Origin of the sequence: Legionella steelei, from assembly GCF_001468005.1 — a bacterium.
GTDB lineage: Bacteria > Pseudomonadota > Gammaproteobacteria > Legionellales > Legionellaceae > Legionella > Legionella steelei.
Window position 1 is genome coordinate 131,107 of record NZ_LNYY01000021.1, and the last position, 21,644, is coordinate 152,750.

Genomic DNA, 21,644 nt, shown 5'->3' on the forward strand with positions numbered 1-21,644 from the left:
GCACCCAGGCTACACATCACCAAAACTTCCCTCAAGAGATGTTCCTCCCCAATTGGAATCAATAATGCCCTGACGTATAAATCGATGGATACTTGAGTAAGGCCATACCTTCGGTGACGTTACTAACCCATGTTTTACAGGATTATAATGAATGTATTCAACATGCCTTTGATAATCTAATTCATTTCGTATCCGATGTTCCCAAAATCTTCTTTGCCAAAAATTATATTCACCTCGTTGATTGGGTTTTAGTGATATTCCAGATTTTATTAGTGAACGAGTAAAATGTGCTTTTATTAAAAGCCAGCGCCGAGAATAATCAAAATCGTTATAAGGTAATTGCCAAATCACATGAAGGTGATCTGGTAGGATAACAAAAGCATGCATTTCAAAATGGGCTTTTTTACGCACCGCTCTAAATGCATTGCCTAAGTTTCTGATGTGTAAGGTCAATAAGTTTGAATGCCTATTGCGTAAGGTAAGAGTAAAAAAATACATACCGCCCGCAGTAAAATCACGTCGATAATTAACCATATTCATTTAAAGGTTGGATTTCCTATACCCAGAATATCAAAAGGGAAGTGCAATGAGAAGCAAAGAAGGTTATTAATCTCAATCCCCGGGTTACGGCTTCGCCCGCACCTAGGCCAAACGATACATGTAGCCTGGGTGCAGCGTAGCGGAACCCGGGAGCGTGATTTTTATTGAAATCCCGGGTTACGGCTTCGCCTTCACCCAGGCTACACTACTCCGAGGTCTGGGACTAATGCGTTTGCATTTCTCCCAAGTGGAAGGGGTAATCATGGCGGCAACGGGCATAGGCGGCGCCAATTTTGGCAGGGTTGGGGTAAAATGCGTAATGAGTGGCCTTGTACGCACAGCAGGGGACTGCGCTGACAAAACAGCCTCTTTTGGCGTTCCAGCGGTAATGGCCATCTTCTGCCAATTGCAATGTTCTGCCATCAAAACAGACATACCGCGGTTGCGAAGGAATTTCGCCAATAACACAGCCTTGAGCATGCACTCCATTTATTAATGCAAATAATAATCCAGTTAGTATGATTTTCACACGTAATCCTTTAATCTTGCTATAATAATGTTATAACGTTAGTCCATCTTACCGCCTTTATTCAAGCAAGATGTACTGGAGCGATGAAATTTAAGGTTATTTTAAGAAAATAAGTTTAAAATAAATACATAATGGTCTGCGGAGTGTTTGATTATGCCTAAGAATAGAGAGTTATTAACTGCGATAAGAAATACCACAGCGTTACGAGTTGCACCGAGGAATGTTCCTATTAGAAATGCTGCATTAGAGGCAATATTGTCAGCTAATGAAACACAAGGCCCTTTTGAAGATGCCGTGATTGCTCATGCCACATTTTGGGGCGGAATCGATCACACTCTTGCAGGACTTTATAAGAGACCTTCGGTACGTGGCGATGACTATATAGAAGCAACCGACCCAACGAATACTTTTAGACTAATGAAACAAGCCGCTGCTGAGCAACGTGTCAAATTTGCATTAGCTGGCGCACCAACTGATGCTTTAGTTGGTCTTTTAACAACGGATTATGCAGATAATGGAAAACAACTGAGAGACTACTTAGAATTAAAACAAAATGCTCTTGGACTTACACTCAACACGGTACCTGGATGGAATACAGCTAATGAGGATATTCTGACTAAAGATGCTTTGCTGCGCGTTAGAACAGAAGCAGCAAACCAGGTATTAATTCAATTAATAGCTAAACCTGGACTCACTGATCCTAAATTATTTGATGATCTAGTTAAGGCTACAAATGAAAGAGAACTTCAAGCAGCTGCGAAAGCACTTGCTACCGCAGGAGGGATTACTCCGCCCACAACAGTAGATAAGCTTGTTGATGCGATGACATTTGCCGACAGGGGGATTGTTGTTGATGCAGCTACAGCACGCCATAAGACCCTGCTTGACGACAAGGCCATAACAGAGTTTGAGAAACAACTACGGGAGTTTAGAAGTAGTGTTACAGACGCGAATCTTTTGGGGATGCAAGCTATCCTTAGCCAGAGGGATCCTGTAAATTTCTTTGATAATTTAGCAACTAGTCCAAATTTAAAAGAGGATGGCGCGAACCTGTATAAGGGCAGAATGCCGGGCGTGGATGATCCCAAAAAACAAAAATTTGCAAATGATCATCAACAAGCATTATGTGAACAATATCTGAAAGCAAAGATACCCACTGTAGCTCCAAATGGGCATTTAATCAGTGCATTGAAGGCAGCAGATGCAACTAATTTAAGAACACACTTAAAAAACTTTATAAACGTCCGTGGTGACGATGCTATCATCGACAAGGCTGTAACAGATACAAATGTGGCCGCGATTAAACTTGCTTTAGCGAAGGATGCAATTAAGCATTTGATTCCAACTCTTAGTGACGTTGAGTTGAAAAAGCTTCAGGAAAACGCTGCTAATTTAGATAGTTTTAAAGTAGCGATGAATGCGAAGGTTGGAGATCCTAATGCCTTTGATTTTCTTAAGAAGGAGGACTTGCCTGAGTTAAGAGCCGCAATTCGTGAGGGGGTTGATGTTAAGGCGCGAACTAAGCGCGAAGCAGATTTTGATGCCGCAGTTGCAACATCTCGTCTAGGCGGCGCAGGAATACATGCACAATTAAAGGTAGTATTTAAAGACTTACCCAGTGAAAAGCAAAAAGAGCTATTTAAAGCTGATGGAACAGTAGATCGTCAAAAGGTTGATGTGTTAATTAATGCAAAAACTGAAGACAGGCTTCACTCCCTTTTGGGAAATAAAAACGCCAAGGGACAACCGCTTGTTGTTGCTGGATTAGCTGCTGAAAATGAACGACTTGCTTTGCTTAGGCAAATTAGTAATCCCGAAATAGCAAAAGTTTTGGCAGGCCGTACTGATGATCTTGATCAAGATAAGATTGATCGTATAAATGCAATTTTATTAAATAGACGACATAATCCAGGAGCTGTACATCCAGCTGTTCCATTTGATATAAATACTGCTGCTGATTATAAAACCTTTATTACAGAAATTGCTACTGTTCTTGGTAAGGGGACTGATGATGTATTTCATCAAGCGTTTAACCTAACAGACCGTAACAGTAATGTTTTAAATGGTGCTGGTGGCAATGCAATCGCAGTTGCTGTTAAAGCACGACAGGTAACGAACCAACACTTGTTTGCTGCTCTTGCAGATCCTACCCCTCCTCCCACTGGTCTAACTGAGTCACAGAAAAAACTTGTGGAGATTTTTGCGAGAGTAGAAGGGACACATGGTCTTACCAAACCGCAACCAGCAACAGTACCGCCAACAGTACCAGCACCACCACCCTATAATATGAATTCTGTGGCTGGTATCAAAAAAATTGTAGAGACATTTTTATATCACAACGATCCTGATGGATTCCTTGATGAGCTTATTCCAAGCCCAGCTGCTAATTCTCCTGAGGAGAAAATGAAAGCGGAGTTGCGTAGAGAATTTACGCCTGAGCAATTTCGTGCTGTAGAAGACCTTAGACTTAAGTCTAATTTTGTTGGTCCTATGGCTACTGATGAGAAAAGACTGAAAGTTATAAAAGAGATCAATGAAAATCTAGACCAACAAGAAAAAATTACGCCAAAGATTGAAAAACATAAAGGGCATTTAGATAAGCTTAATCAAGATCTTGCGATACTCCCTAATTTATTTAGTAAAGCAAATGACGAAATCGCAAAGAATAAAGCTGGGAAAATGATAGGGGAATATAAAGCGCTGTCAGGACAATGCGATCTACTTATAGAGCATTTAGCGACAGCTCAACGCGATCTGCAAGCACGTCTCGATGATACGCCTATGCCCGCTGAAGATCCTACTGCGCCACAACGTGGAGCAGTAAGGAAAGCAACCAAAGAGCTGCATGACAGATTAGAAAAAGAACTTGCTGTAATTGATGAGCAATTGGAATTTTATAAAGGGGTACAAGACAAAATAGGCGGAGCCTTAAGAGACATTGACAAAATGATGAAGGGTACGGGAACTGCTCTTGTAGAGACAGAAACTATTAAATACACAGTTCTTGACAAGGGCAAGGAAAAAGCATCAGATACAGCGATTCAAGCAAATGCTTCAGGACCTGCACCCGTGGTGCACGGTACGGTTAATGCGGATCCCGATGCGCCGATCTTTAAAGTCAAAGACATACCCAAAGCAGGTCAAGTCCTTGCTATTGACATAACTCATCCTAATCCAACAACACCTGGCGGAGCCCCAGTATCCCAATCACGCGTTACAGTTGATTATCATCCTGGTCCAGCTAACACAGATGGCTCTAGACCTATAAGGGTAAATATAGCTGAAGCAGCTACAGGGGGGGATAAATTTTTAGCAGAACAAGCTATGGAGGCTGCAAAAAATCTATTAAAAGACTGGAATGGTAAGAGCCCTATTAGATTAAATGGAGTGCATGGGAAGGATAAGCAATTACAATTTTTATGGACAGCAGTGTGCCGTCTAGGTGAAGAGCACCCTAAGTTCTCGCGTGATAAAATAGAATTTAGAGGTACTAGTTCTTGGAGACCGGATAACGAACGAAGTTTTGGTCGTTATACTGCGGAATCTGCTTATAAGAAGGTATTTGAAGGTTCAGCCAAATCATTAGTTGATGCAAAAGTAGACGAGTTCAAGGCTTTGGTTAATAAAGATAAAAGAAATGCAATCGATAAAGGTGTGAAATCTGCTACCAGTCTCTTTAGAGATTCATTGGATGAAGGTAGGAAACAGGATATTGCCACTAGAGCGAAAAAGGATATTGCAGTGCAGGGTCCGATGGTATCTCGTGCTCCTACTCTTGGCGGTGGGAGTGACGATTAACAATAGAGGGGAATCAATTGAATTCAAACCAACTGGCGATTGGTGTATTTGACTCAGGGATGGGCGGCCTAACGGTTTTGCGTGCATTACGTGAGGGATTGCCGCAAGAATCGTTTATTTATTTAGGGGATACTGCCCGGCTGCCTTATGGGACTAAAAGCCCGGATACTGTAAAACAATATGCGATGCAAATGGTAAAATTGTTGGTAGAGCGACGGATTAAGGCTTTAGTGATTGCCTGTAATACCGCAACTACCGCGGCATTGCCGTATTTGCAAGAAATGCTACCTGACATACCTGTGCTTGGGGTGGTTGCTCCAGGGGCTGCAGCGGCGGTTGCGGCAACTACAAACAAACGTATTATTGTTTTGGCGACTGAAACAACGATTGCATCGAATGCATACCAACAGCTTATTATCCAAAAATTACCGCAGGCCGAAATTAATACGCGTGCGTGTAGTGTCTTGGTTGCTTTAGCAGAAGAAGGCATGGTGAACAACCAAGTGGCTCGTGAAGCATTAAAGCATTATCTGGACGGCTTTACTCACGAAGATACGGTTTTGTTGGGATGTACCCATTTCCCAGTGTTTAAGCCTCTGTTACACAGCTTATTGCCACAAGGAGTGACGATAGTCGACTCGGCACATGCAACATCGCTTGCACTGCAGCAGCTGCTCGAAAAGCAGGATTTGTTGAGTAATGTTCCTGCCTTGCATCGCAAAATGAACTATTTAGTCACTGATTCTATCAAGCGCTTCCAGATTGTAGGTGAGATATTTTTAGGAGAACAGCTGGCATCGGCTGATATTGAGCTTGTGGATGTTAGGCCTTGACATTGTTTGTGTGATTCTGAACCCCAGCTCCGCCGTGCTGCACCTAGGCTACTTGGTAACTACGGACCGCGATCCCTGCATGTGTTAAGCAATTCGTTGACAAAACTAAATAACCGTAGGCTGGGCTACTAAGCCCAGCATGTAACAGCACCAATATTTTCTTAAAAACAATGGATAAGTATTTGTTAATTGGGCTTACGGTGATGGATTTCGTGAATGGATATTTTGGGGCGTAAGAGTTAATTCAGCAAATGCTGGGCTTAGCAGCCCAGCCTACACTTGCTTGACATTTTTGTGTAATTTTTAGCGGGTTATAATGTTAATCCGAGATTAGAGTGGAAATCACCGTTCTTTAACCCGGGTTTCGGCAATAATCATGCTCCCATATCCCGGGTTCCGCTGCTGCGCTGCACCCAGGCTACATGTTACGTTGTATCGCTTGAGCGGAGCCGTAACCGGGGGAGATCATTCATCCTTTGGCGGTCTACTCATTAGATTTTGTACCACTTGTTTTGCACTGATTTTACCTTGTAACAGTGCATTAATCTGCTCACAGATGGGCATTTCGACTTGGTGTTGTTTGGCGATGAAGCAAACTTGTGAGGCATTGTATTTGCCTTCTACAACTTGGCCAATTTGCTTTTCAGCATCGGTGATGCTGATATTTTGTCCTACAAGCAAACCAAAGCGACGATTTCGTGATTGATCATCGGTACAGGTCAACACCAAATCACCAACGCCAGCTAATCCAAGAAAAGTCTCTGCGCGTGCGCCCAATGCAAGCCCCAGTCGCTCCATTTCTGCTAAGCCACGTGTTATTAATGCTGCTTTGGCATTCGCGCCATAACCCAAACCATCACTGATCCCACAGCCTATAGCCAAGACGTTTTTAATCGCACCACAAACCTGGATGCCAATCAGATCGTCACTCATATAAACACGCACATTGTCGTGATGAAGTAATTCGCGAATGTTTTTTTGATATTGCGGATCATTGGAAGCCAAAGTCATCGCCGTAGGTAAAAAATGAGCGACTTCTTTAGCAAACGATGGGCCTGAAATAATTGCTTGCGGAAAGGAAGGGCCAAAAGTTTGACTTACTAGATCACTTAATAATTGATGGCTTTGTGGATCGATGCCTTTAGTCAGCCAAGCTAAACCTTGGGGTGGTTTTTTTATTTTTGTAATAATTTCCGCAAATGCATGGGAAGGAACCGCAACAATGACGTATTGGGCTGCGTTGATGCAGTGATCGAAATCAGCTGAAACCTCCAAAGTATCAGGAAAATTGATGCCTGGTAAAAAGCGTGGGTTTGCTTTTTTTTCTTTCATCAGCGCAATATGTTGAGGATCATGTCCCCACAACAAAACATGATGCCCTGCCTTAGCCAGGTGAATTGCAACGGCAGTGCCCCAAGAGCCGGCACCTAATATAGCAATGGTTGTTTGGTTCATTTTTATATTCTTAACTAGAGTTAAATGAAGCTCGAAGCCGTGTCCTATTAAGTTAAAGTTAAAGCCTTGCACGTAAATTGTCATCCCCGCGAAGGCGGGATCCAACCCTAAAGCGAGGCCAAAGCCAATTTAGGAATGGATTCCCGCCTACGCGGGAACGACACGTTATTTAAGCAAGGTAGGCTGGGGCTGTTAAGCCCAGCGTTTGCAGAATTAATTCGTACTTTCGAAATGCTATCATGAAACCCATTAATGTAAGCCTAATTAGCAAGTATCTTTTTCATATGCTCCTAAGGAAAAATACTTTGGCGCGTCGTTGCGTGCTGGGCTTAGCAGCCCAGCCTACGTTTATTAAGCTATTTTTGTACGCTTCAATGTAAATTTTTAAGCTTGGGTTTCTTTTTGTTTTTCTGCAACTTGTTGCATGTATAGTGCATCAAAATTAATAGGTGCCAGTACCAGTTGTGGGAAGCTGCCACGAATTACTTGTGATGTAATTGCTTCACGAGCATAAGGGAATAAAATATTGGGGCAGAAACTATTTAATAAGTGATCCAGTTGATTCTCTGGAGCGCCTTGGATGGTAAAAATACCTGCTTGTTTTACTTCAACAAGAAATGCCGTAGCTTTCTTATTGGATACTGTTGCCGTAACCGTTAATACCACTTCAAAAACACCTTCCTCCAGTTTGGTATTGGCGGTATTGAGTTCAAGATTCAGTTCAGGTTCCCATTGTTGTTGGAATACAGCAGGAGTATTAGGGGTTTCAAAAGATAAATCTTTAACATAAATCCTTTGAATCATAAATTGGGTTTCATTTTGATTTTGTTGCGCCTGGTTTTCTTGTTCGTTCATGACTTTGTTATCCTCTTAGTAATGTATCGAGTTTCCCCTGGGCGTCCAGGGCATATAAATCATCGCAGCCACCAATATGTTGGCCATTAATGAAAATTTGTGGCACGGTACGTCTGCCACTTTTGCTTATCATTTCATCACGTAATTCGGGCTGTACATCCACACGAATCTCGGTAAATGAAGCGTGCTTTTGCTGTAATAACTCTTTGGCTCTGACACAGTAAGGGCAATAAGCAGTACTGTACATGATGACTTCAGCCATAATCTTACTTTCCTTTAACTAAGGGTAACTCGGCATTTTGCCAAGCAGCAATCCCGCCACTCAGTACATGGGCTTGGTACCCTTGAGCACGAATTTTGTTGGCAAGAGACTGAGCATCAAAAGGGCGTGTAGCGATCAGAATAAGGGGTTTATTTTTATACTTATCCATTTTCTGTTGTTCAAAATCCTCGCTTTTCGCATGGATTGAGTCAATAATGTGACCTTTGGTATAGGCTTCTTTGTCACGCAAATCAATGACCACCGCATTTTCATTATTGATTAAATCGACAGCAACTTGCGGCGTGAGTTCCTTGGCCTTCTTTTTTTGTGTGATGAGCTCGTTGATAAAGACTAAGAATAAAATCACGATAAAGGCGAGCCATAGCTGCCAATGATTTATGATGAATTGACCTAAATGTTCCATGTTCTCTCTTGATATTTTATTAATGTAGCGAATTATCGCCAGAATGAGGTCTTAACGCAAGTAAGGGAACCATTTAAATGTAGTCTGGGTGCAGTGCCTATCTTTTTCTTTTAAGCAGGACATAGACTGCGCCACTTCCCCCATCTTTGGGAAGTGCACTGTGAAAAGCCAAGACCTCGTCTAACTGGGGTAACCAGCGATTTAGCAAATTTTTAATGACGGGTGGCGCACCAAGATAACCGCCTTTACCGTGAATGATTAAGATGCATCTTTTGTCATTTTCCGCTTGCGTTTGAATAAATTGACACAAGGTATCGCGCGCATTTTCACTTTTTAAACCATGTAAATCCAAGCGGGCTTCCCAGGGGATTTGGCCTGTTCTTAATGCTTTAAACCTTTGGTTGGAAAGGCTGGGATGCATATAGGACAGGATTGTTTCGGAAAGAACTGTATCGACAATCATATCAGATAAATAATATGTCTTTTTTTCTTGTGTTGGTTGTGGTGGTTTTTTTTTAGGAATTGCAGGCTTAGGTTGCGACACCTTGACCTTTTTTGCTTGTTGAGTCAACGGTTTTACAGAGCGCATGGATTCGCGAAACAGGGCTTTGTCTTCATCCGACAAAAAATCGTCAGCCATATTTTACTAAAATAATTAAGTGATAACTAAAGTATAACCCGGGTTACGCTACGCTGCACCCCAGGCTGCGCAGTATTTTGATATAGTTTCGTTGTGGCCGCGTATGCTGGGCTGTTAAGCCTGGCATTTGTAGCATTAATTCTTTCTCCCCAAAATGTCCATCATCAAACCTGCACGGTAAGCTCAGTTATCAAGTGTTTATCCATCTACTTAGAAAGAAATATTGGTTTGGTTACATGCTGGGCTTAGCAGCCCAGCCTATTGAGCTTGGCAACCAATAACACATGCAATCCGGAGCGTAGTGGGGGAGCTCCATGCACCTGGTTACTCAATAGGCTACTTTTGTTGATTAACATAGGGTACAATTTGTACTTTTTCTGGATGAGAATTGAAGCCCCATGAGCAACTATATACTTAAGGAAACGGAAGAATTAGTCACGATTTTAGATTTTTTACGTTTTAGCGTCTCTTGCGCAACTCATGCGAATTTATATTATGGCCATGGCACCGATAATGCTTGGGATGATATGCATTCATTAATCTTGAGAAGCTTGTCTTTGCCCTATGATCTAGATGCAAATTGGCTTAACGCACGTCTCACTACAAGTGAAAAAAAATATTTATATCAACAATTGGAAAAGCGCATTAATCATCGCGTACCAGTGCCTTATCTAATCAAAGAAGCTTATTTCTGTGATATTCCATTTTATGTGGATGAACGGGTTCTTATTCCGCGCTCACCTATCGCGGAGCTGATAAAAAATGAATTTTCTCCTTGGGTCGAGGCGGATAAGGTGCACCGTATTTTGGATTTGTGTACGGGAAGTGGATGCATTGCAATTGCTTGTTGTTATGCTTTTCCTGAGGCACAGGTCGATGCAGTTGATATTTCCAGTGAAGCACTTGCTGTTGCTGCGATGAATCGCGAAGAGTTGGGTGTTGAAGAGCAACTTACTTTAATTGAGTCGGATTGTTTCTCCAAAGTGCCAAAGGTAGGCTATGATTTAATTGTCAGCAATCCGCCCTATGTGGGTAAGGAAGAGATGCAGACTCTACCTGATGAGTTCCGGCATGAGCCTGTTTTAGCTTTGGAAACCGGCAATAATGGATTAGCTATTGTTAAAACAATTCTCCAGAATGCGTCTGACTATTTAAGCGAAGAAGGTGTTTTGATTGTGGAAGTAGGGAACAGTGAAGAGGCTTTATGTGAGGCTTATCCCGATCTTCCCTTCACCTGGCTTGAGATGAGCCATGGTGGACAAGGTATATTTTTATTAACGAAGCAGCAGCTAGACGAGTACTTTAATGTCCGGTAACACATTGGGAACTTTATTTACGGTAACCACATTTGGTGAAAGCCATGGCCCGGCTATTGGCTGCGTGGTAGATGGCTGTCCTCCTGGATTGATGTTGCAGGAAGAGGATATTCAACCATTTCTGGATAAACGTAAGCCTGGACAATCTAAATACACAACACAACGCAGAGAAGAAGACAAGGTACAAATTCTATCTGGCGTATTTGAAAGTAAAACGACGGGGGCACCGATTGCCTTATTGATTCATAATACCGATCAACGCTCGAGGGATTATGAAGAAATCAAAAATTTATTTCGTCCAGGTCATGCAGATTTTACCTATCATCATAAATATGGGCATAGAGATTATCGTGGTGGCGGTCGTTCTTCGGCCCGAGAAACAGCAGCACGTGTAGCAGCTGGCGCGATTGCGCGTTTGTATTTGCAGCGTCATTTAAACTTGGAAATAGTGGGTTATTTGCAGCAGATGGGCGATTTGATTTTGGACTTTGTTGATGAGGCAGAGATTAATAATAATCCTTTTTTCTGCCCTAACATGACTCAAACTCAGGATCTTGCTGATGCAATTGAACGCTTAAGACGCCAAGGGGACTCTGTGGGCGCTCGGGTTAAGGTGATTGCGAAAAATGTGCCTGTAGGATTAGGCGACCCCGTATTTGATAGACTGGATGCTACTTTAGCTTATGCTATGATGTCCATTAATGCTGTTAAAGGTGTTGAGGTTGGTGCGGGATTTGCTGCGGTGAATCAGTTGGGTTCTGTACATAGAGATCAAATGTCACGTCAGGGATTTCTGAGTAATCATGCGGGTGGTATTTTGGGTGGTATTTCCACAGGACAAAATATAGAAGTGAGTATCGCATTAAAGCCTACTTCGAGCATTATTACTCCAGGTAAGACGCTTAATACTTCTGGGGATGAAGTGACGGTCGTAACTAAGGGACGTCATGACCCTTGTGTAGGAATTAGGGCTGTGCCTATAGCGGAAGCAATGATGGCTTTGGTGTTGATGGATCACTATTTGAGAAATAAAGCGATAAGTTCTTTTCCATAATAAGAGCGTAAATAATCCCTTCTTCCCTAGGGAGAAGGTGCCCGAAGGGCGGATGAGGGTAAACGATGTAATAAAACATCCTTTCCCTAGCCCTCTCCCGCAGCGAGAGGGGATTTTTCCTTTTCCCAATAGGGAATAGATGATGATGGAATTTAGATGAGGTTGAGAATGAGCAGAGAATTAAATGTAGCCATAGTTGGTGCCACTGGGGCCGTAGGTGAAACGTTTCTAACCGTGTTGGAAGAACGAGATTTTCCTATAAAAAATCTTTATCCATTAGCTAGTTCTCGCTCTGTTGGTAAAACGGTGCGATTCAGAAATAAGCAATTGGATGTTTTAGATCTGGCCGAGTTTGATTTTAGCAAAGTAGACATCGCTTTATTCTCAGCAGGTGGTTCTGTATCTAAAGAATATGCCCCCAAGGCGGCTGCCAGTGGATGTGTGGTTGTCGATAATAGTTCTTGTTTCCGCTATGAAGAAGACATCCCTTTAGTTGTTCCTGAAGTCAATCCTCACCGTATTGCTGACTATAAAAATAGAGGCATTATTGCCAATCCTAATTGCTCGACGATTCAGATGGTTGTTGCGCTAAAGCCTATATATGATGCAGTAGGAATTGCGCGAATTAATGTGGCAACGTATCAATCTGTTTCAGGTACTGGAAAGAAAGCCATTAGTGAACTTGTGGCGCAAGTAGGGGATCTTTTGAATGGCCGACCTGCTAATGTTAATGTGTATCCCCAACAGATAGCGTTTAATGCGATCCCACATATTGATCAGTTTGAAGAGAATGGGTATACCCGCGAAGAAATGAAAATGGTCTGGGAAACACGTAAAATCATGGAAGACGACCACATTATGGTCAACCCTACAGCAGTGAGAGTACCTGTCATTTATGGTCATTCTGAAGCCATTCATTTGGAATTAAAAAAACCGTTAACTGCAGACGAAGCGCGTAAAATTCTTTCTAAAGCTCCGGGAGTAAAGGTTGTTGATAATGTGAGCAAGGCCAGTTATCCAACTGCTATAAAAAATGCTGTAGGACATGATGATGTATTTGTGGGGCGAATTCGCCAAGATATTTCCCATCCTAATGGATTAAATTTGTGGGTCGTTGCAGATAATATTCGTAAAGGTGCGGCATCGAATGCAGTACAAATTGCTGAAATTTTGCAAAGAGAGTTTTTGTAATATATTGATGTTATTGTAATTATTGTAGCCTGGGTGCAGCGTAGCGTAACCCGGGGTTATTATTTATGCCTCATTCCTGGGTTCCGCTGCGTTGCGCTCAGGCTACAATAAGTCATAGTTTTTAAACAATAAGCAGAACTTTAAAAAAATCCTCCTACTTTTTACAACCTAAGTTATACTTTGATTAACACGATTGGATTTTTAAAATATGCTAAATGAATATTATTTGACTGATGATATTGAAGAGCCGGTTCTTGCTAGCAGTGTTTTGTCCTATGTTACTCCCTATGTTTCTGGTAAGCAGTTTCACGAATTAAAAACAGGACAAATTTCTTGGGAAGCAAAACTGGATCTCTCTAATTTAATGCCAGAGGATGCTCGTCAGGCTTTGTTGGGATTTATTCAAAAACAGGTGAAGAAGAACAAATATTCTTTGCTTATTGTTCACGGTACACAAGGTGCTACCAATGCTCCTCCACTACTAAAGAATTTAATTAATCACTGGTTGCCGCAAATTGGAGAGGTGGCTGCTTTTCATAGCGCGAAGCCTAGTGATGGTGGTGTTGGTGCTGTATATGTTTTGCTAAAAAAGGTATCGAATCTTCCCGTACTGACGCGCGCAGAACAAAGCACTTCTTTTTTAGTTGTTGAAACTAAAGACATGGAACGACAAAGACGGCTTGCCGAACAGCAAGGTGAACGACGGATAGCACTCGTGAAGGCACGTGAGCACTCTAATCAGGAGTCTCAACCTGGTCTTGAAGGTGAGTTACAAAATAGCATTTTACAACATCCTGCTTTAGATAGTCAGCGTTTTGATGGTATTGATTCTCCTTTAAATCCAGAACCTCCTTTAAATACTGATGCGCGACGTGAATACGATAATGAACGACGTAATCAGGAACAAGAAAAGCAACTGCGCTTAGGTAATATGCCGAAATTCACTAATACGCCTAAACCTAGAGGTCCCTAATGACAATTGCAAGTGACATAATCAGCCATCGAATGCCTGATTTTGAAGCTTATCTTCGAGCAGGAGAATCGTTGGATGACATTGATGAATACGGTTTTACACCCTTAATCGAGTGCGCTATCACACGTCAACTCGAAATTGCTGAACAATTAATTGTGCGTAAAGTCGACGTAAATAAAGGCGATGTGACCGGACGTACTCCCCTGCATTGGGCCGTAGATAATAATGATGTCGAGTTGGCAGAATTATTATTAAATAGTGGCGCAGACCCTAATGCTTATACACGTAATGGACTTTCGATATTGGTTTATCCTGTATTACGCAATCAAGAACCTCTCAAACATTTACTCTATCGCTATGGAGCGAAGCTTGATTTTGCTCTTGATTTTATTAATGGCAAACTCATTGGGCATCGTTTTGAATTACAAGGAGATGTCGATATTGTTAATGCCAAGGGTGAATTTATTGAACTGGATTATGAAGGGTTTATCCTTGAATTTACTGTTGCTGTGATAAGAGATGCGCTTAGACGTTTTATCAGCAGCTATTCAACACGTCATTTACGCGATTATTTTCCATTGGCGCATGTGATTATCGATGCGTTTGTACTTGCGGAAGAACTGTTACAATATCAACATGTGCCTATTTTAGGGGAACAACACTTTAGACGTCTCAATGAATGTTTAAAGGCCCCAATGCTGATTCTTCCGGCAGCCAGTCGCGGTCATGCCATGGGATTTATCCGCTTTGGTTTATGGTGGGCTAAAATTGATCGGGGTGAAAACAGCTTACAAGAGGGCAGTGTTAATATCTATAAAATAAATAATCCTGAAGCTTTGAATGCGAGTTTTCTACAAAATTTTCTTTATAAAAAACAACCAAGACGTTATTTTCATCAGGTGATTAATCAACAATTAGGATTGATTCCCGTTGCAAAAATGCCAATTAGTTCGCAAATTAGTGGCAATTGCTCTTGGGCCAATATACAAGCGATTATAGCAGTTGCTTATGCCATTCAAGAATTGGAAAAAAACAATTTTTTAAATCCCGATCCCGCGATGTTCTTTTATAATGAATGGGTATCCTGGGATAAGGAACGTGCCATAGATGAATGCATCCAGCGTTTTTATTTGGCCAATCCTGTTCGTAAAGCCAGTATTGCGGCAATGTTAGGTGGTGTTTTATATCAGGCCTGTAATTATGAAAACAAACGGCATTTGGAAATGGCGGAGAAAATACTCCGAATTCTCACTTTACCTGATTATGAGTATATTTTAAAAAGTTACCTTGAAGAGTACTGCATCAAACGATTAACCAAAAAAGGTAATAATTTACTGAAAATTCTCGATGATTGCGGTATCAATCCCAATATTGGTGTTAATCCTATTGCGACAGGGTTGTAAGCGTTGCCATAAGTAGGCTGGGCTGTTAAGTCCAGCGTTTGCATTAATTGTACTCGCTAAGCCCAATTTTATAGCGTGTTTCTATGCAAAAGAAGCTTTGGGCTCGTTGTTATGCGCTGGGCTTAGCAGCCCAGCCTACGATTGCTTACCTGATTTTTAATCCTCAGTTCTACACTCAGGCTACGCTTGGTGTTTTTCTTTGCCCTTATTTTTTCGACTATAATTAAAGGATAAGCATGTCGCTTAAGATAAGGAGATCATCATGTTAAAGTGGGCGCTCATCTTTTTGGTTGTTGCCATTGTTGCGGGATTATTTGGTTTTCGCGGCATTGCGTCCACAGCAACCGGCATTGCTAAAGTGCTCTTCTTTTTGTTTATCGTTATTTTCCTGGCATTTTTAATTTTGAGTTTATTTGGAACCGGATCACTTAACTCGGTACCGTAGTTGCAGCGTAGGTGAGCCTTCGTCATCCCGAACGTAGCTCGGGATGACGGAGGCAAATTTAGAGACTATAGAGTGGCAATGTCAATGACAAAACGATAGCGTACATCGCTTTTTACAACACGTTCATAAGCCTCATTAACTTGTTGTATGGGAATTAATTCAATATCAGACACGATGTTGTGCTTGCCGCAGAAATCAAGCATTTCCTGAGTTTCTTTAATGCCGCCAATTAATGATCCAGACAGACTTCTGCGTTTACTTATCATGGAAAAGGGATTAATTGGGATGGCTTCCTCTGGAATACCAACTACAACCATAGTTCCATCACGTTTGAGTAATTGGATGTATTCATTCCAGTCGATTTTGGCGGAAACGGTACAGATAATGAGGTCAAAATAAGTGTTTAATTTTTTGAATGTTTGCGGATCTGAAGTAGCAAAAAAATGATCGGCACCCATACGTTTGCCATCAGCTTCTTTATTGAGTGAGTGGCTTAACACCGTAACCTCTGCTCCCATTGCATGCGCTATTTTGACACCCATGTGTCCAAGTCCACCCAAGCCTAAAATGCCCACGCGTTTTCCAGGACCAATATGCCAATGTCTTAAAGGGGAATAGAGGGTTATTCCTGCACAAAGCAGAGGTGCTGCGGCATCCATAGGTAAGTTTTCTGGGATTTTCAGAACATAATTTTCATCAACAACAATTTTGGTCGAGTAGCCACCTTGAACCAAATTACCGTTAGCATCCAGATTGTTATAGGTTAATGTCATTCCACCTTCGCAAAACTGTTCCATTCCTTCATGACAACTTTCGCATTGTCGACACGAATTAACAAAACAACCCACACCAACGTGGTCACCTACTTTAAACTTACTGACTGATGATCCTACTTTGCTGACTATACCAACAATTTCATGGCCTGGAACCATTGGAAATAAGGAGCCACCCCATTCATCTTTTATTTGATGAATATCTGAGTGACAAATACCACAATAATGGATATCAATGAGCACGTCATTTTTTTCAACCTCACGACGTTCAAATGAGTAGGGTTTGAGTGGTGCTTTTGCGCTATGAGCAGCATAGCCTTTTACGGGTATCATTTAAAACTCTCCTTGTTGTATCGCGTTAGTTCACTTTCGTTAGTGAGTGAGGGAAATCCTTAATTCGAGGAGTAAACATACAGAAAAGGATGTTTCTCGAATTTTAGAATTATAGCCTAGATGGAAGGGAAGTCGTAACTAGGGAACTTTTGCTGTGTCATCTTTTATTGCATTCGGATTGTATGTGTTAGGGTAATTTGTTGACAAACAAAGCAAGTGCAGGCTTAGCAGCCTAGCCTACGCTTTATTGAGCTATTTTTGCCAACGAACTAGCTAACACATTCGGGGATGATGGGACGCAGCCCCTCATCCACGTTACAATTTATTCTTTTACAGCAGTCTCTCTTTTTTTATTGCCTTCTCCCTTAGGCGCTGCTTTGACATTTCCTTGTTGCTGCTGGCCTGTTTTTCTACGATTCTGGTTGGAGGCTGTTGCATTATTACCTGTACCTGTTCGTTGCTGCTGGCCACCACTGGGGCGACGTCTTCTATTTTGTGGTCTTCGGTCACCACCAGAATTAGAACCTTTCGAAGTTCTTGTCTGATTTTGATTACGTCCTGGCATTCTTTTAGATTGGCTTTGTGGTGCTACAGCCGAGGAATCTGTGTGTCCACCAAATAAACTTGACCATAAGCGTTTGATAAAGCTGGCTTGCGTGCTTTTTATAGGCTGATGTTCTATTAATGGTTTGACTGCGGGTTCATCCCGTAAAGAGCCTTCTGCGTCACTACCAGTAATATGTAATTCTGGTTGTTGGATTAAAGTATAACTAGGCTTTTTCGATTTACCTACATTGTCTTCTTTTAGACGATTGATTGAGTACTGTGGTAAGTGCATGTAAGGATTAGCGATAATCATTACGGATACACTGTGTCTTTTTTCAATGTCTTTAATGAAATCGCGCTTTTCATTCATGATGAAGGTTGCCATTTCTGCAGGAAGCTGGACTTGGATTTCAGCGGTCTTTTCCTTTAGGGCTTCTTCTTCAATAAGACGCGTAATGGCTAGTCCATGAGATTGAATGTTACGAACAGTACCTCGTCCTTCACAACGTGGACATACTTCTTGAGCACTTTCACCAAGTGATAATCGCAAGCGTTGACGCGACATTTCTAACAGGCCAAAACGGGAAATACGTCCAACCTGAATGCGTGCTCTATCTGCCTGTAATGCTTCTTTCAGACGATTTTCGACATCTCGTTGATTTTTACTTGAGCTCATATCGATGAAATCGATTACAACTAAACCGCCCAAATCACGTAGTCGTAACTGACGAGCAATTTCGTCAGCTGCTTCAATATTGGTATTGAACGCTGTTGCTTCAATATCTGCTCCGCCAGTTGCTTTGGCTGAGTTGACATCAATTGACACCAGAGCTTCGGTTCTATCAATCACCAAAGCACCTCCAGATGGCAACATCACTTGACGTTGGTATGCAGTTTCTATCTGACTTTCAATTTGATAGAAATTGAATAAAGGGATACTGCTGTTATAGAGCTTCAAGTTTGGTAAGAATTCTGGTTTTACTCGCTCGATATATTGCTTGGCTTTAATGTAAGAAATCTGGTCATCTATGATAATTTCACTGATGGATTTGCGTAAATTATCACGAATAGAACGAATGATGACATCACCTTCTTGATGAATCAAACAAGGAGCTAGTTCTGTGTTATAAGCCTGCTTGATGGATTGCCATTGATTGCACAGCATATCCAAGTCATCTTGTAATTCTTCTTGGCTTTTACCAACACCCGCTGTACGGATAATAAGTCCCATGTCTTCGGGCAAAGTCAATGCATTGAGTGTCTCGCGCAGTTCATCACGCTCTTCACCTTCAATGCGTCGTGATATCCCACCAGAGCGGGGATTATTAGGCATTAAAACGAGATAGCAGCCTGCTAACGTAATATAAGTAGTCAGTGCGGCGCCTTTACTACCACGCTCTTCTTTATCTACCTGGACTAGTAATTCCTGGCCTTCACGGATTAACGAAGTGATTGGCGGTTTTTCATCGCCAAATTCTTCAGGATTTTTGCTTAAATATTCAGGAGCGATTTCTTTAAGAGGCAGGAAACCTTGGCGTTTCGAGCCGTATTCTACAAAAACAGCATCGAGGCTTGGTTCTCGTCTGGTGACGGTTGCTTTATAAATATTCCCCTTTTTCTTCACTTCACCAGGACATTCAATATCCAAGTCAAATAAATAACGGTCTTTAATGAGTGCAACACGAACTTCTTCAGTTTGCATTGCATTGATTAACATTTTTTCCATCTGGTTACCCCATAATTTAGGGCGCCCATCATTTAAGTTGAGATAGTATAAGGCTCAAAATACCTCAGAGGTTCAATAGGATTTACTGCTATTTCTACACTTTTGGCTGATGTCTGGATTTTCTGTGCTTTATGGCACACAACAGTATGCTTTGTTGCAATGTTTGAAAATCCGAGTGTTTTGCCGCAAGTAGATAATAGGTCAGTAGCACCTGGGATTGAACAATAAGCGATGTGATCTTTAAGCGAACCCATGGCCTCATAAACAGACTTTACGCATGCTCCCTGTTCAACAGACTCTTTTTGAACCGCTAGTGTAGAGGACAACTGTGCTGTTGGCCCGGTGCGCGAACTTTCATGTACTGATGGGTACACTCTAGTTCTGCGCTCAGCGAGTTTCGAAAAAGATCTAACGAGAGGTGCATACTGTGAAATATACTGGTTACAAATCAAACGGGTTGGAATAGATAGCCAAAGGCGTGCGAAGGCCCGGAAATAATTCGTAATCGGTATAAAGCATGTCTGGCATGCGTAGGTTTCTGTCAAAAATATGGTCAATTTATCTCTGGCATTGGGTCGCTTCCTTATATCTTTATGCTTAAATGGAAGCGCTATTTTTTATGTAACTCTATTTAACAAATAATCATTCATTTAGATCGGCCAAAGCCTAACTTCCTCAATGATTGGCATATACTTTAAAGTAAATAGTCACGCTTTTTTTATTTAAATGCGTTATAATTCGGTTGCATGGAAATTTTCCCACGCTACAGGTGATCATATCAAAAAAATCACGCTCAGCAAACAGGTTTATTGACAATGAATGAAGTAAGTTATAAAGAAATTAGTAATGAAGAAGAAGGGCAACGTCTAGATAATTACTTGATTCGTATTTTAAAGGGCGTTCCCAAGAGCCATATTTACAGAATTATACGTGGTGGTGAGGTCCGTGTTAATAAAAAAAGAGCACAAGTCAGTTCACGATTACACGCCGGAGACAGCATTCGCATTCCACCAATTCGCTTGTCCGAGTCAAAAGAGGTATTTGTAGGTGATGCTTTAGCAAAACGACTAAAAGATTGTATTATTTTTGAAGATTCCTGTTTCTTAGTAATTAACAAGCCCGCGGGTATTGCTGTTCATGGTGGAAGTGGTTTAAGTCTTGGGGTAATCGAAGCGTTGAGAAAAACCAGACAAGATTTAACTTATTTAGAGTTGATCCATCGACTTGATAAGGACACTTCGGGTTGTCTTTTATTAGCTAAGAAAAGAAGTACTTTGAGAGCAATGCATGCACTGCTTGAGGCGCGTGAGGTGCAAAAAACTTATTGGACGTTATTAACTCATCGCTGGGAAGGCAAAAAACAAGTAATCGTCCGAGCCGCACTTGAAAAAAATACTTTAAAATCAGGTGAACGTATTGTGTCTGTTAAAGAAGACGGCAAGGCATCTGAAACAGCATTTAAACTTCTTGAAAACTATCAGCAAGCATGTTGGGTTGAGGCTAGTCCTAAAACGGGTCGTACACACCAGATTCGTGTACATAGCGCACATTTAGGACACGTTATAGTTGGAGATAAAAAATATGGGGCACTTGCAGGAGAAGTAGAAGGGATAGATAATCAGCATCATCGCCTTTTTTTACATGCGCGATCCGTGCAATTTGAATTGAATGGCACGAAGCATTTGTTTCAGGCTGATGCAGATAACCATTTTTCTACCGCACTAAAACAATTACGTGCGAGGAGCGTAGTGAGCAATGAGCAATCCATATGATTTGGTAGTATTTGACTGGGAAGGTACTATTGCGGATACTTTAGGGATAGTGTTACATGTTGTTGCTACCGAAGCGAATGTGCTGGGATTTGGTGATTTTGATCCCCAGCAAGCGAGAAAATTTGTTGATTTGGGTTTGGTACAGGCTTTGAAGAAGACTTATCCTCATTTGACAGAACCACAACATCAACAATTATTACAATCGGTGCAATTGGCTATGCATTCTCGGTCTGCAGATGTATGCTTGATGCCTGGCGTACGTGAATTGATCTTTCAATTACATGATGCAGGGATAAATCTGGCAGTTGCAACGAACAAGGGGCATCAATCTTTGTTTCGAGCATTACAGGCAGCAGGTCTTGATAAGCTATTTAAAGTAACCCGTTCTGCGGGACAAGTACCTGCAAAACCTTGTCCACAAATGTTGGAAGAAATTATTGCCGAATATAGCGGAGCTGCTGCTACGACTTTGATGATAGGTGATTCACTTATCGATATGGAAATGGCAAAAAGTGTTAAAGTAACCGCCGTAGGAATAGACATTTATCATCAACAGGAAGAGGCCGCACTTAAGGCTGCTGGAGCACTGGCAGTTTTTGATGATTATAAACAAGTAGCGGATTTTTTAAATTTGTCATAATAGAGAGTGAACCACGTACAGCTTGTTGTAATGTGGTAAAGAACATAGACCTAGAGTCAGAATTCCCGGGTTATGCTTCGCTTCACCCAGGCTACATTTTTATTTTTGCGCTACTCATAGTACGGGAGTTTATTTA

General features: G+C 41.6%; 19 protein-coding genes. 10 read left to right on the forward strand and 9 right to left on the reverse strand.

Annotated features, from left to right (window positions below):
- Positions 1-9: 9 nt before the first annotated feature.
- The gene (locus tag Lste_RS15270) at positions 10-540 is read right to left on the reverse strand and encodes an REP-associated tyrosine transposase (RefSeq protein WP_337589291.1); all 531 of its coding nucleotides are present in this window, start codon (positions 538-540) and stop codon (positions 10-12) included.
- Positions 541-763: 223 nt separating this feature from the next.
- On the reverse strand, positions 764-1,069 hold the full coding sequence (locus Lste_RS15275) for a hypothetical protein (RefSeq protein ID WP_083503996.1): 306 nt from the start codon (positions 1,067-1,069) through the stop codon (positions 764-766).
- 153 nt (positions 1,070-1,222) lie between these two features.
- On the opposite strand from Lste_RS15275, the gene Lste_RS15280 reads away from it, so the two are divergent.
- Both Lste_RS15280 and murI read left to right on the forward strand, forming a co-directional pair.
- On the forward strand, positions 1,223-4,867 hold the full coding sequence (locus Lste_RS15280) for a hypothetical protein (RefSeq protein ID WP_058511863.1): 3,645 nt from the start codon (positions 1,223-1,225) through the stop codon (positions 4,865-4,867).
- Between the two features lie 17 nt (positions 4,868-4,884).
- Complete coding sequence (gene murI, locus Lste_RS15285) at positions 4,885-5,700, forward strand: glutamate racemase (protein ID WP_058511864.1); 816 nt, start codon at positions 4,885-4,887, stop codon at positions 5,698-5,700.
- Positions 5,701-6,165: 465 nt separating this feature from the next.
- Here murI and Lste_RS15290 read toward each other — a convergent pair whose 3' ends face one another.
- From Lste_RS15290 to Lste_RS15310, 5 genes are all read right to left on the reverse strand, one after another.
- Positions 6,166-7,155, reverse strand: a complete 990-nt coding sequence (locus Lste_RS15290) for an NAD(P)H-dependent glycerol-3-phosphate dehydrogenase (protein ID WP_058511865.1) — start codon at positions 7,153-7,155, stop codon at positions 6,166-6,168.
- A 384-nt stretch (positions 7,156-7,539) separates the two neighbouring features.
- Complete coding sequence (gene secB, locus Lste_RS15295) at positions 7,540-8,010, reverse strand: protein-export chaperone SecB (protein ID WP_058511866.1); 471 nt, start codon at positions 8,008-8,010, stop codon at positions 7,540-7,542.
- 7 nt (positions 8,011-8,017) lie between these two features.
- Complete coding sequence (gene grxC, locus Lste_RS15300; protein ID WP_058511867.1) at positions 8,018-8,272, reverse strand: glutaredoxin 3; 255 nt, start codon at positions 8,270-8,272, stop codon at positions 8,018-8,020.
- A 4-nt stretch (positions 8,273-8,276) separates the two neighbouring features.
- Positions 8,277-8,696 carry a rhodanese-like domain-containing protein gene (locus Lste_RS15305; RefSeq protein WP_058511868.1) on the reverse strand — a complete coding sequence of 140 codons (420 nt, stop codon included), beginning with the start codon at positions 8,694-8,696 and terminating at the stop codon, positions 8,277-8,279.
- 97 nt (positions 8,697-8,793) lie between these two features.
- Positions 8,794-9,336, reverse strand: a complete 543-nt coding sequence (locus Lste_RS15310; RefSeq protein WP_058511869.1) for a Smr/MutS family protein — start codon at positions 9,334-9,336, stop codon at positions 8,794-8,796.
- A gap of 398 nt (positions 9,337-9,734) precedes the next feature.
- Between Lste_RS15310 and prmB the strand changes: the two genes are divergently transcribed.
- The 6 genes from prmB to Lste_RS15340 all read left to right on the forward strand — a co-directional run bounded on the left by prmB (position 9,735) and on the right by Lste_RS15340 (position 15,718).
- The gene (gene prmB, locus Lste_RS15315; RefSeq protein WP_058511870.1) at positions 9,735-10,652 is read left to right on the forward strand and encodes a 50S ribosomal protein L3 N(5)-glutamine methyltransferase; all 918 of its coding nucleotides are present in this window, start codon (positions 9,735-9,737) and stop codon (positions 10,650-10,652) included.
- Positions 10,642-11,706, forward strand: a complete 1,065-nt coding sequence (aroC, locus tag Lste_RS15320) for a chorismate synthase (RefSeq protein ID WP_058511871.1) — start codon at positions 10,642-10,644, stop codon at positions 11,704-11,706. The genes prmB and aroC overlap by 11 nt, the downstream gene beginning before the upstream one ends.
- 168 nt (positions 11,707-11,874) lie before the next feature.
- The gene (locus Lste_RS15325) at positions 11,875-12,897 is read left to right on the forward strand and encodes an aspartate-semialdehyde dehydrogenase (protein WP_058511872.1); all 1,023 of its coding nucleotides are present in this window, start codon (positions 11,875-11,877) and stop codon (positions 12,895-12,897) included.
- A gap of 208 nt (positions 12,898-13,105) precedes the next feature.
- Positions 13,106-13,870 carry a Smr/MutS family protein gene (locus Lste_RS15330; protein WP_058511873.1) on the forward strand — a complete coding sequence of 255 codons (765 nt, stop codon included), beginning with the start codon at positions 13,106-13,108 and terminating at the stop codon, positions 13,868-13,870.
- The gene (ankH, locus tag Lste_RS15335; protein WP_058511874.1) at positions 13,870-15,273 is read left to right on the forward strand and encodes a Dot/Icm T4SS effector AnkH/LegA3; all 1,404 of its coding nucleotides are present in this window, start codon (positions 13,870-13,872) and stop codon (positions 15,271-15,273) included. The genes Lste_RS15330 and ankH overlap by 1 nt, the downstream gene beginning before the upstream one ends.
- Positions 15,274-15,535: 262 nt before the next feature.
- The gene (locus Lste_RS15340) at positions 15,536-15,718 is read left to right on the forward strand and encodes a DUF1328 domain-containing protein (RefSeq protein ID WP_058511875.1); all 183 of its coding nucleotides are present in this window, start codon (positions 15,536-15,538) and stop codon (positions 15,716-15,718) included.
- Between the two features lie 65 nt (positions 15,719-15,783).
- Here the strand turns inward: Lste_RS15340 and Lste_RS15345 are convergent, their stop codons facing one another.
- Positions 15,784-16,824: an NAD(P)-dependent alcohol dehydrogenase gene (locus Lste_RS15345; RefSeq protein WP_058511876.1), complete on the reverse strand. Its 1,041-nt coding sequence runs from the start codon at positions 16,822-16,824 to the stop codon at positions 15,784-15,786.
- A gap of 322 nt (positions 16,825-17,146) precedes the next feature.
- Complete coding sequence (locus Lste_RS15350; RefSeq protein ID WP_058511877.1) at positions 17,147-19,096, reverse strand: Rne/Rng family ribonuclease; 1,950 nt, start codon at positions 19,094-19,096, stop codon at positions 17,147-17,149.
- An 815-nt stretch (positions 19,097-19,911) separates the two neighbouring features.
- Between Lste_RS15350 and Lste_RS15360 the strand changes: the two genes are divergently transcribed.
- Positions 19,912-20,868: an RluA family pseudouridine synthase gene (locus Lste_RS15360; protein ID WP_058511879.1), complete on the forward strand. Its 957-nt coding sequence runs from the start codon at positions 19,912-19,914 to the stop codon at positions 20,866-20,868.
- A complete protein-coding gene (locus Lste_RS15365; protein WP_058511880.1) occupies positions 20,852-21,508 on the forward strand; it encodes an HAD family hydrolase in 657 nt (218 codons plus the stop codon). The genes Lste_RS15360 and Lste_RS15365 overlap by 17 nt, the downstream gene beginning before the upstream one ends.
- Positions 21,509-21,644: the final 136 nt, after the last annotated feature.

Excerpts from the sequence above, each read along its gene's own strand:
- Lste_RS15270 (WP_337589291.1), bottom strand. The coding sequence starts at position 540 with ATGAATATGGTTAATTATCGACGTGATTTTACTGCGGGCGGTATGTAT.
- Lste_RS15280 (WP_058511863.1), top strand. The coding sequence starts at position 1,223 with ATGCCTAAGAATAGAGAGTTATTAACTGCGATAAGAAATACCACAGCG.
- Lste_RS15290 (WP_058511865.1), bottom strand. The coding sequence starts at position 7,155 with ATGAACCAAACAACCATTGCTATATTAGGTGCCGGCTCTTGGGGCACT.
- secB (WP_058511866.1), bottom strand. The coding sequence starts at position 8,010 with ATGAACGAACAAGAAAACCAGGCGCAACAAAATCAAAATGAAACCCAA.
- grxC (WP_058511867.1), bottom strand. The coding sequence starts at position 8,272 with ATGGCTGAAGTCATCATGTACAGTACTGCTTATTGCCCTTACTGTGTC.
- Lste_RS15305 (WP_058511868.1), bottom strand. The coding sequence starts at position 8,696 with ATGGAACATTTAGGTCAATTCATCATAAATCATTGGCAGCTATGGCTC.
- Lste_RS15310 (WP_058511869.1), bottom strand. The coding sequence starts at position 9,336 with ATGGCTGACGATTTTTTGTCGGATGAAGACAAAGCCCTGTTTCGCGAA.
- prmB (WP_058511870.1), top strand. The coding sequence starts at position 9,735 with ATGAGCAACTATATACTTAAGGAAACGGAAGAATTAGTCACGATTTTA.
- aroC (WP_058511871.1), top strand. The coding sequence starts at position 10,642 with ATGTCCGGTAACACATTGGGAACTTTATTTACGGTAACCACATTTGGT.
- Lste_RS15325 (WP_058511872.1), top strand. The coding sequence starts at position 11,875 with ATGAGCAGAGAATTAAATGTAGCCATAGTTGGTGCCACTGGGGCCGTA.
- Lste_RS15330 (WP_058511873.1), top strand. The coding sequence starts at position 13,106 with ATGCTAAATGAATATTATTTGACTGATGATATTGAAGAGCCGGTTCTT.
- ankH (WP_058511874.1), top strand. The coding sequence starts at position 13,870 with ATGACAATTGCAAGTGACATAATCAGCCATCGAATGCCTGATTTTGAA.
- Lste_RS15340 (WP_058511875.1), top strand. The coding sequence starts at position 15,536 with ATGTTAAAGTGGGCGCTCATCTTTTTGGTTGTTGCCATTGTTGCGGGA.
- Lste_RS15345 (WP_058511876.1), bottom strand. The coding sequence starts at position 16,824 with ATGATACCCGTAAAAGGCTATGCTGCTCATAGCGCAAAAGCACCACTC.
- Lste_RS15350 (WP_058511877.1), bottom strand. The coding sequence starts at position 19,096 with ATGGAAAAAATGTTAATCAATGCAATGCAAACTGAAGAAGTTCGTGTT.
- Lste_RS15360 (WP_058511879.1), top strand. The coding sequence starts at position 19,912 with ATGAATGAAGTAAGTTATAAAGAAATTAGTAATGAAGAAGAAGGGCAA.
- Lste_RS15365 (WP_058511880.1), top strand. The coding sequence starts at position 20,852 with ATGAGCAATCCATATGATTTGGTAGTATTTGACTGGGAAGGTACTATT.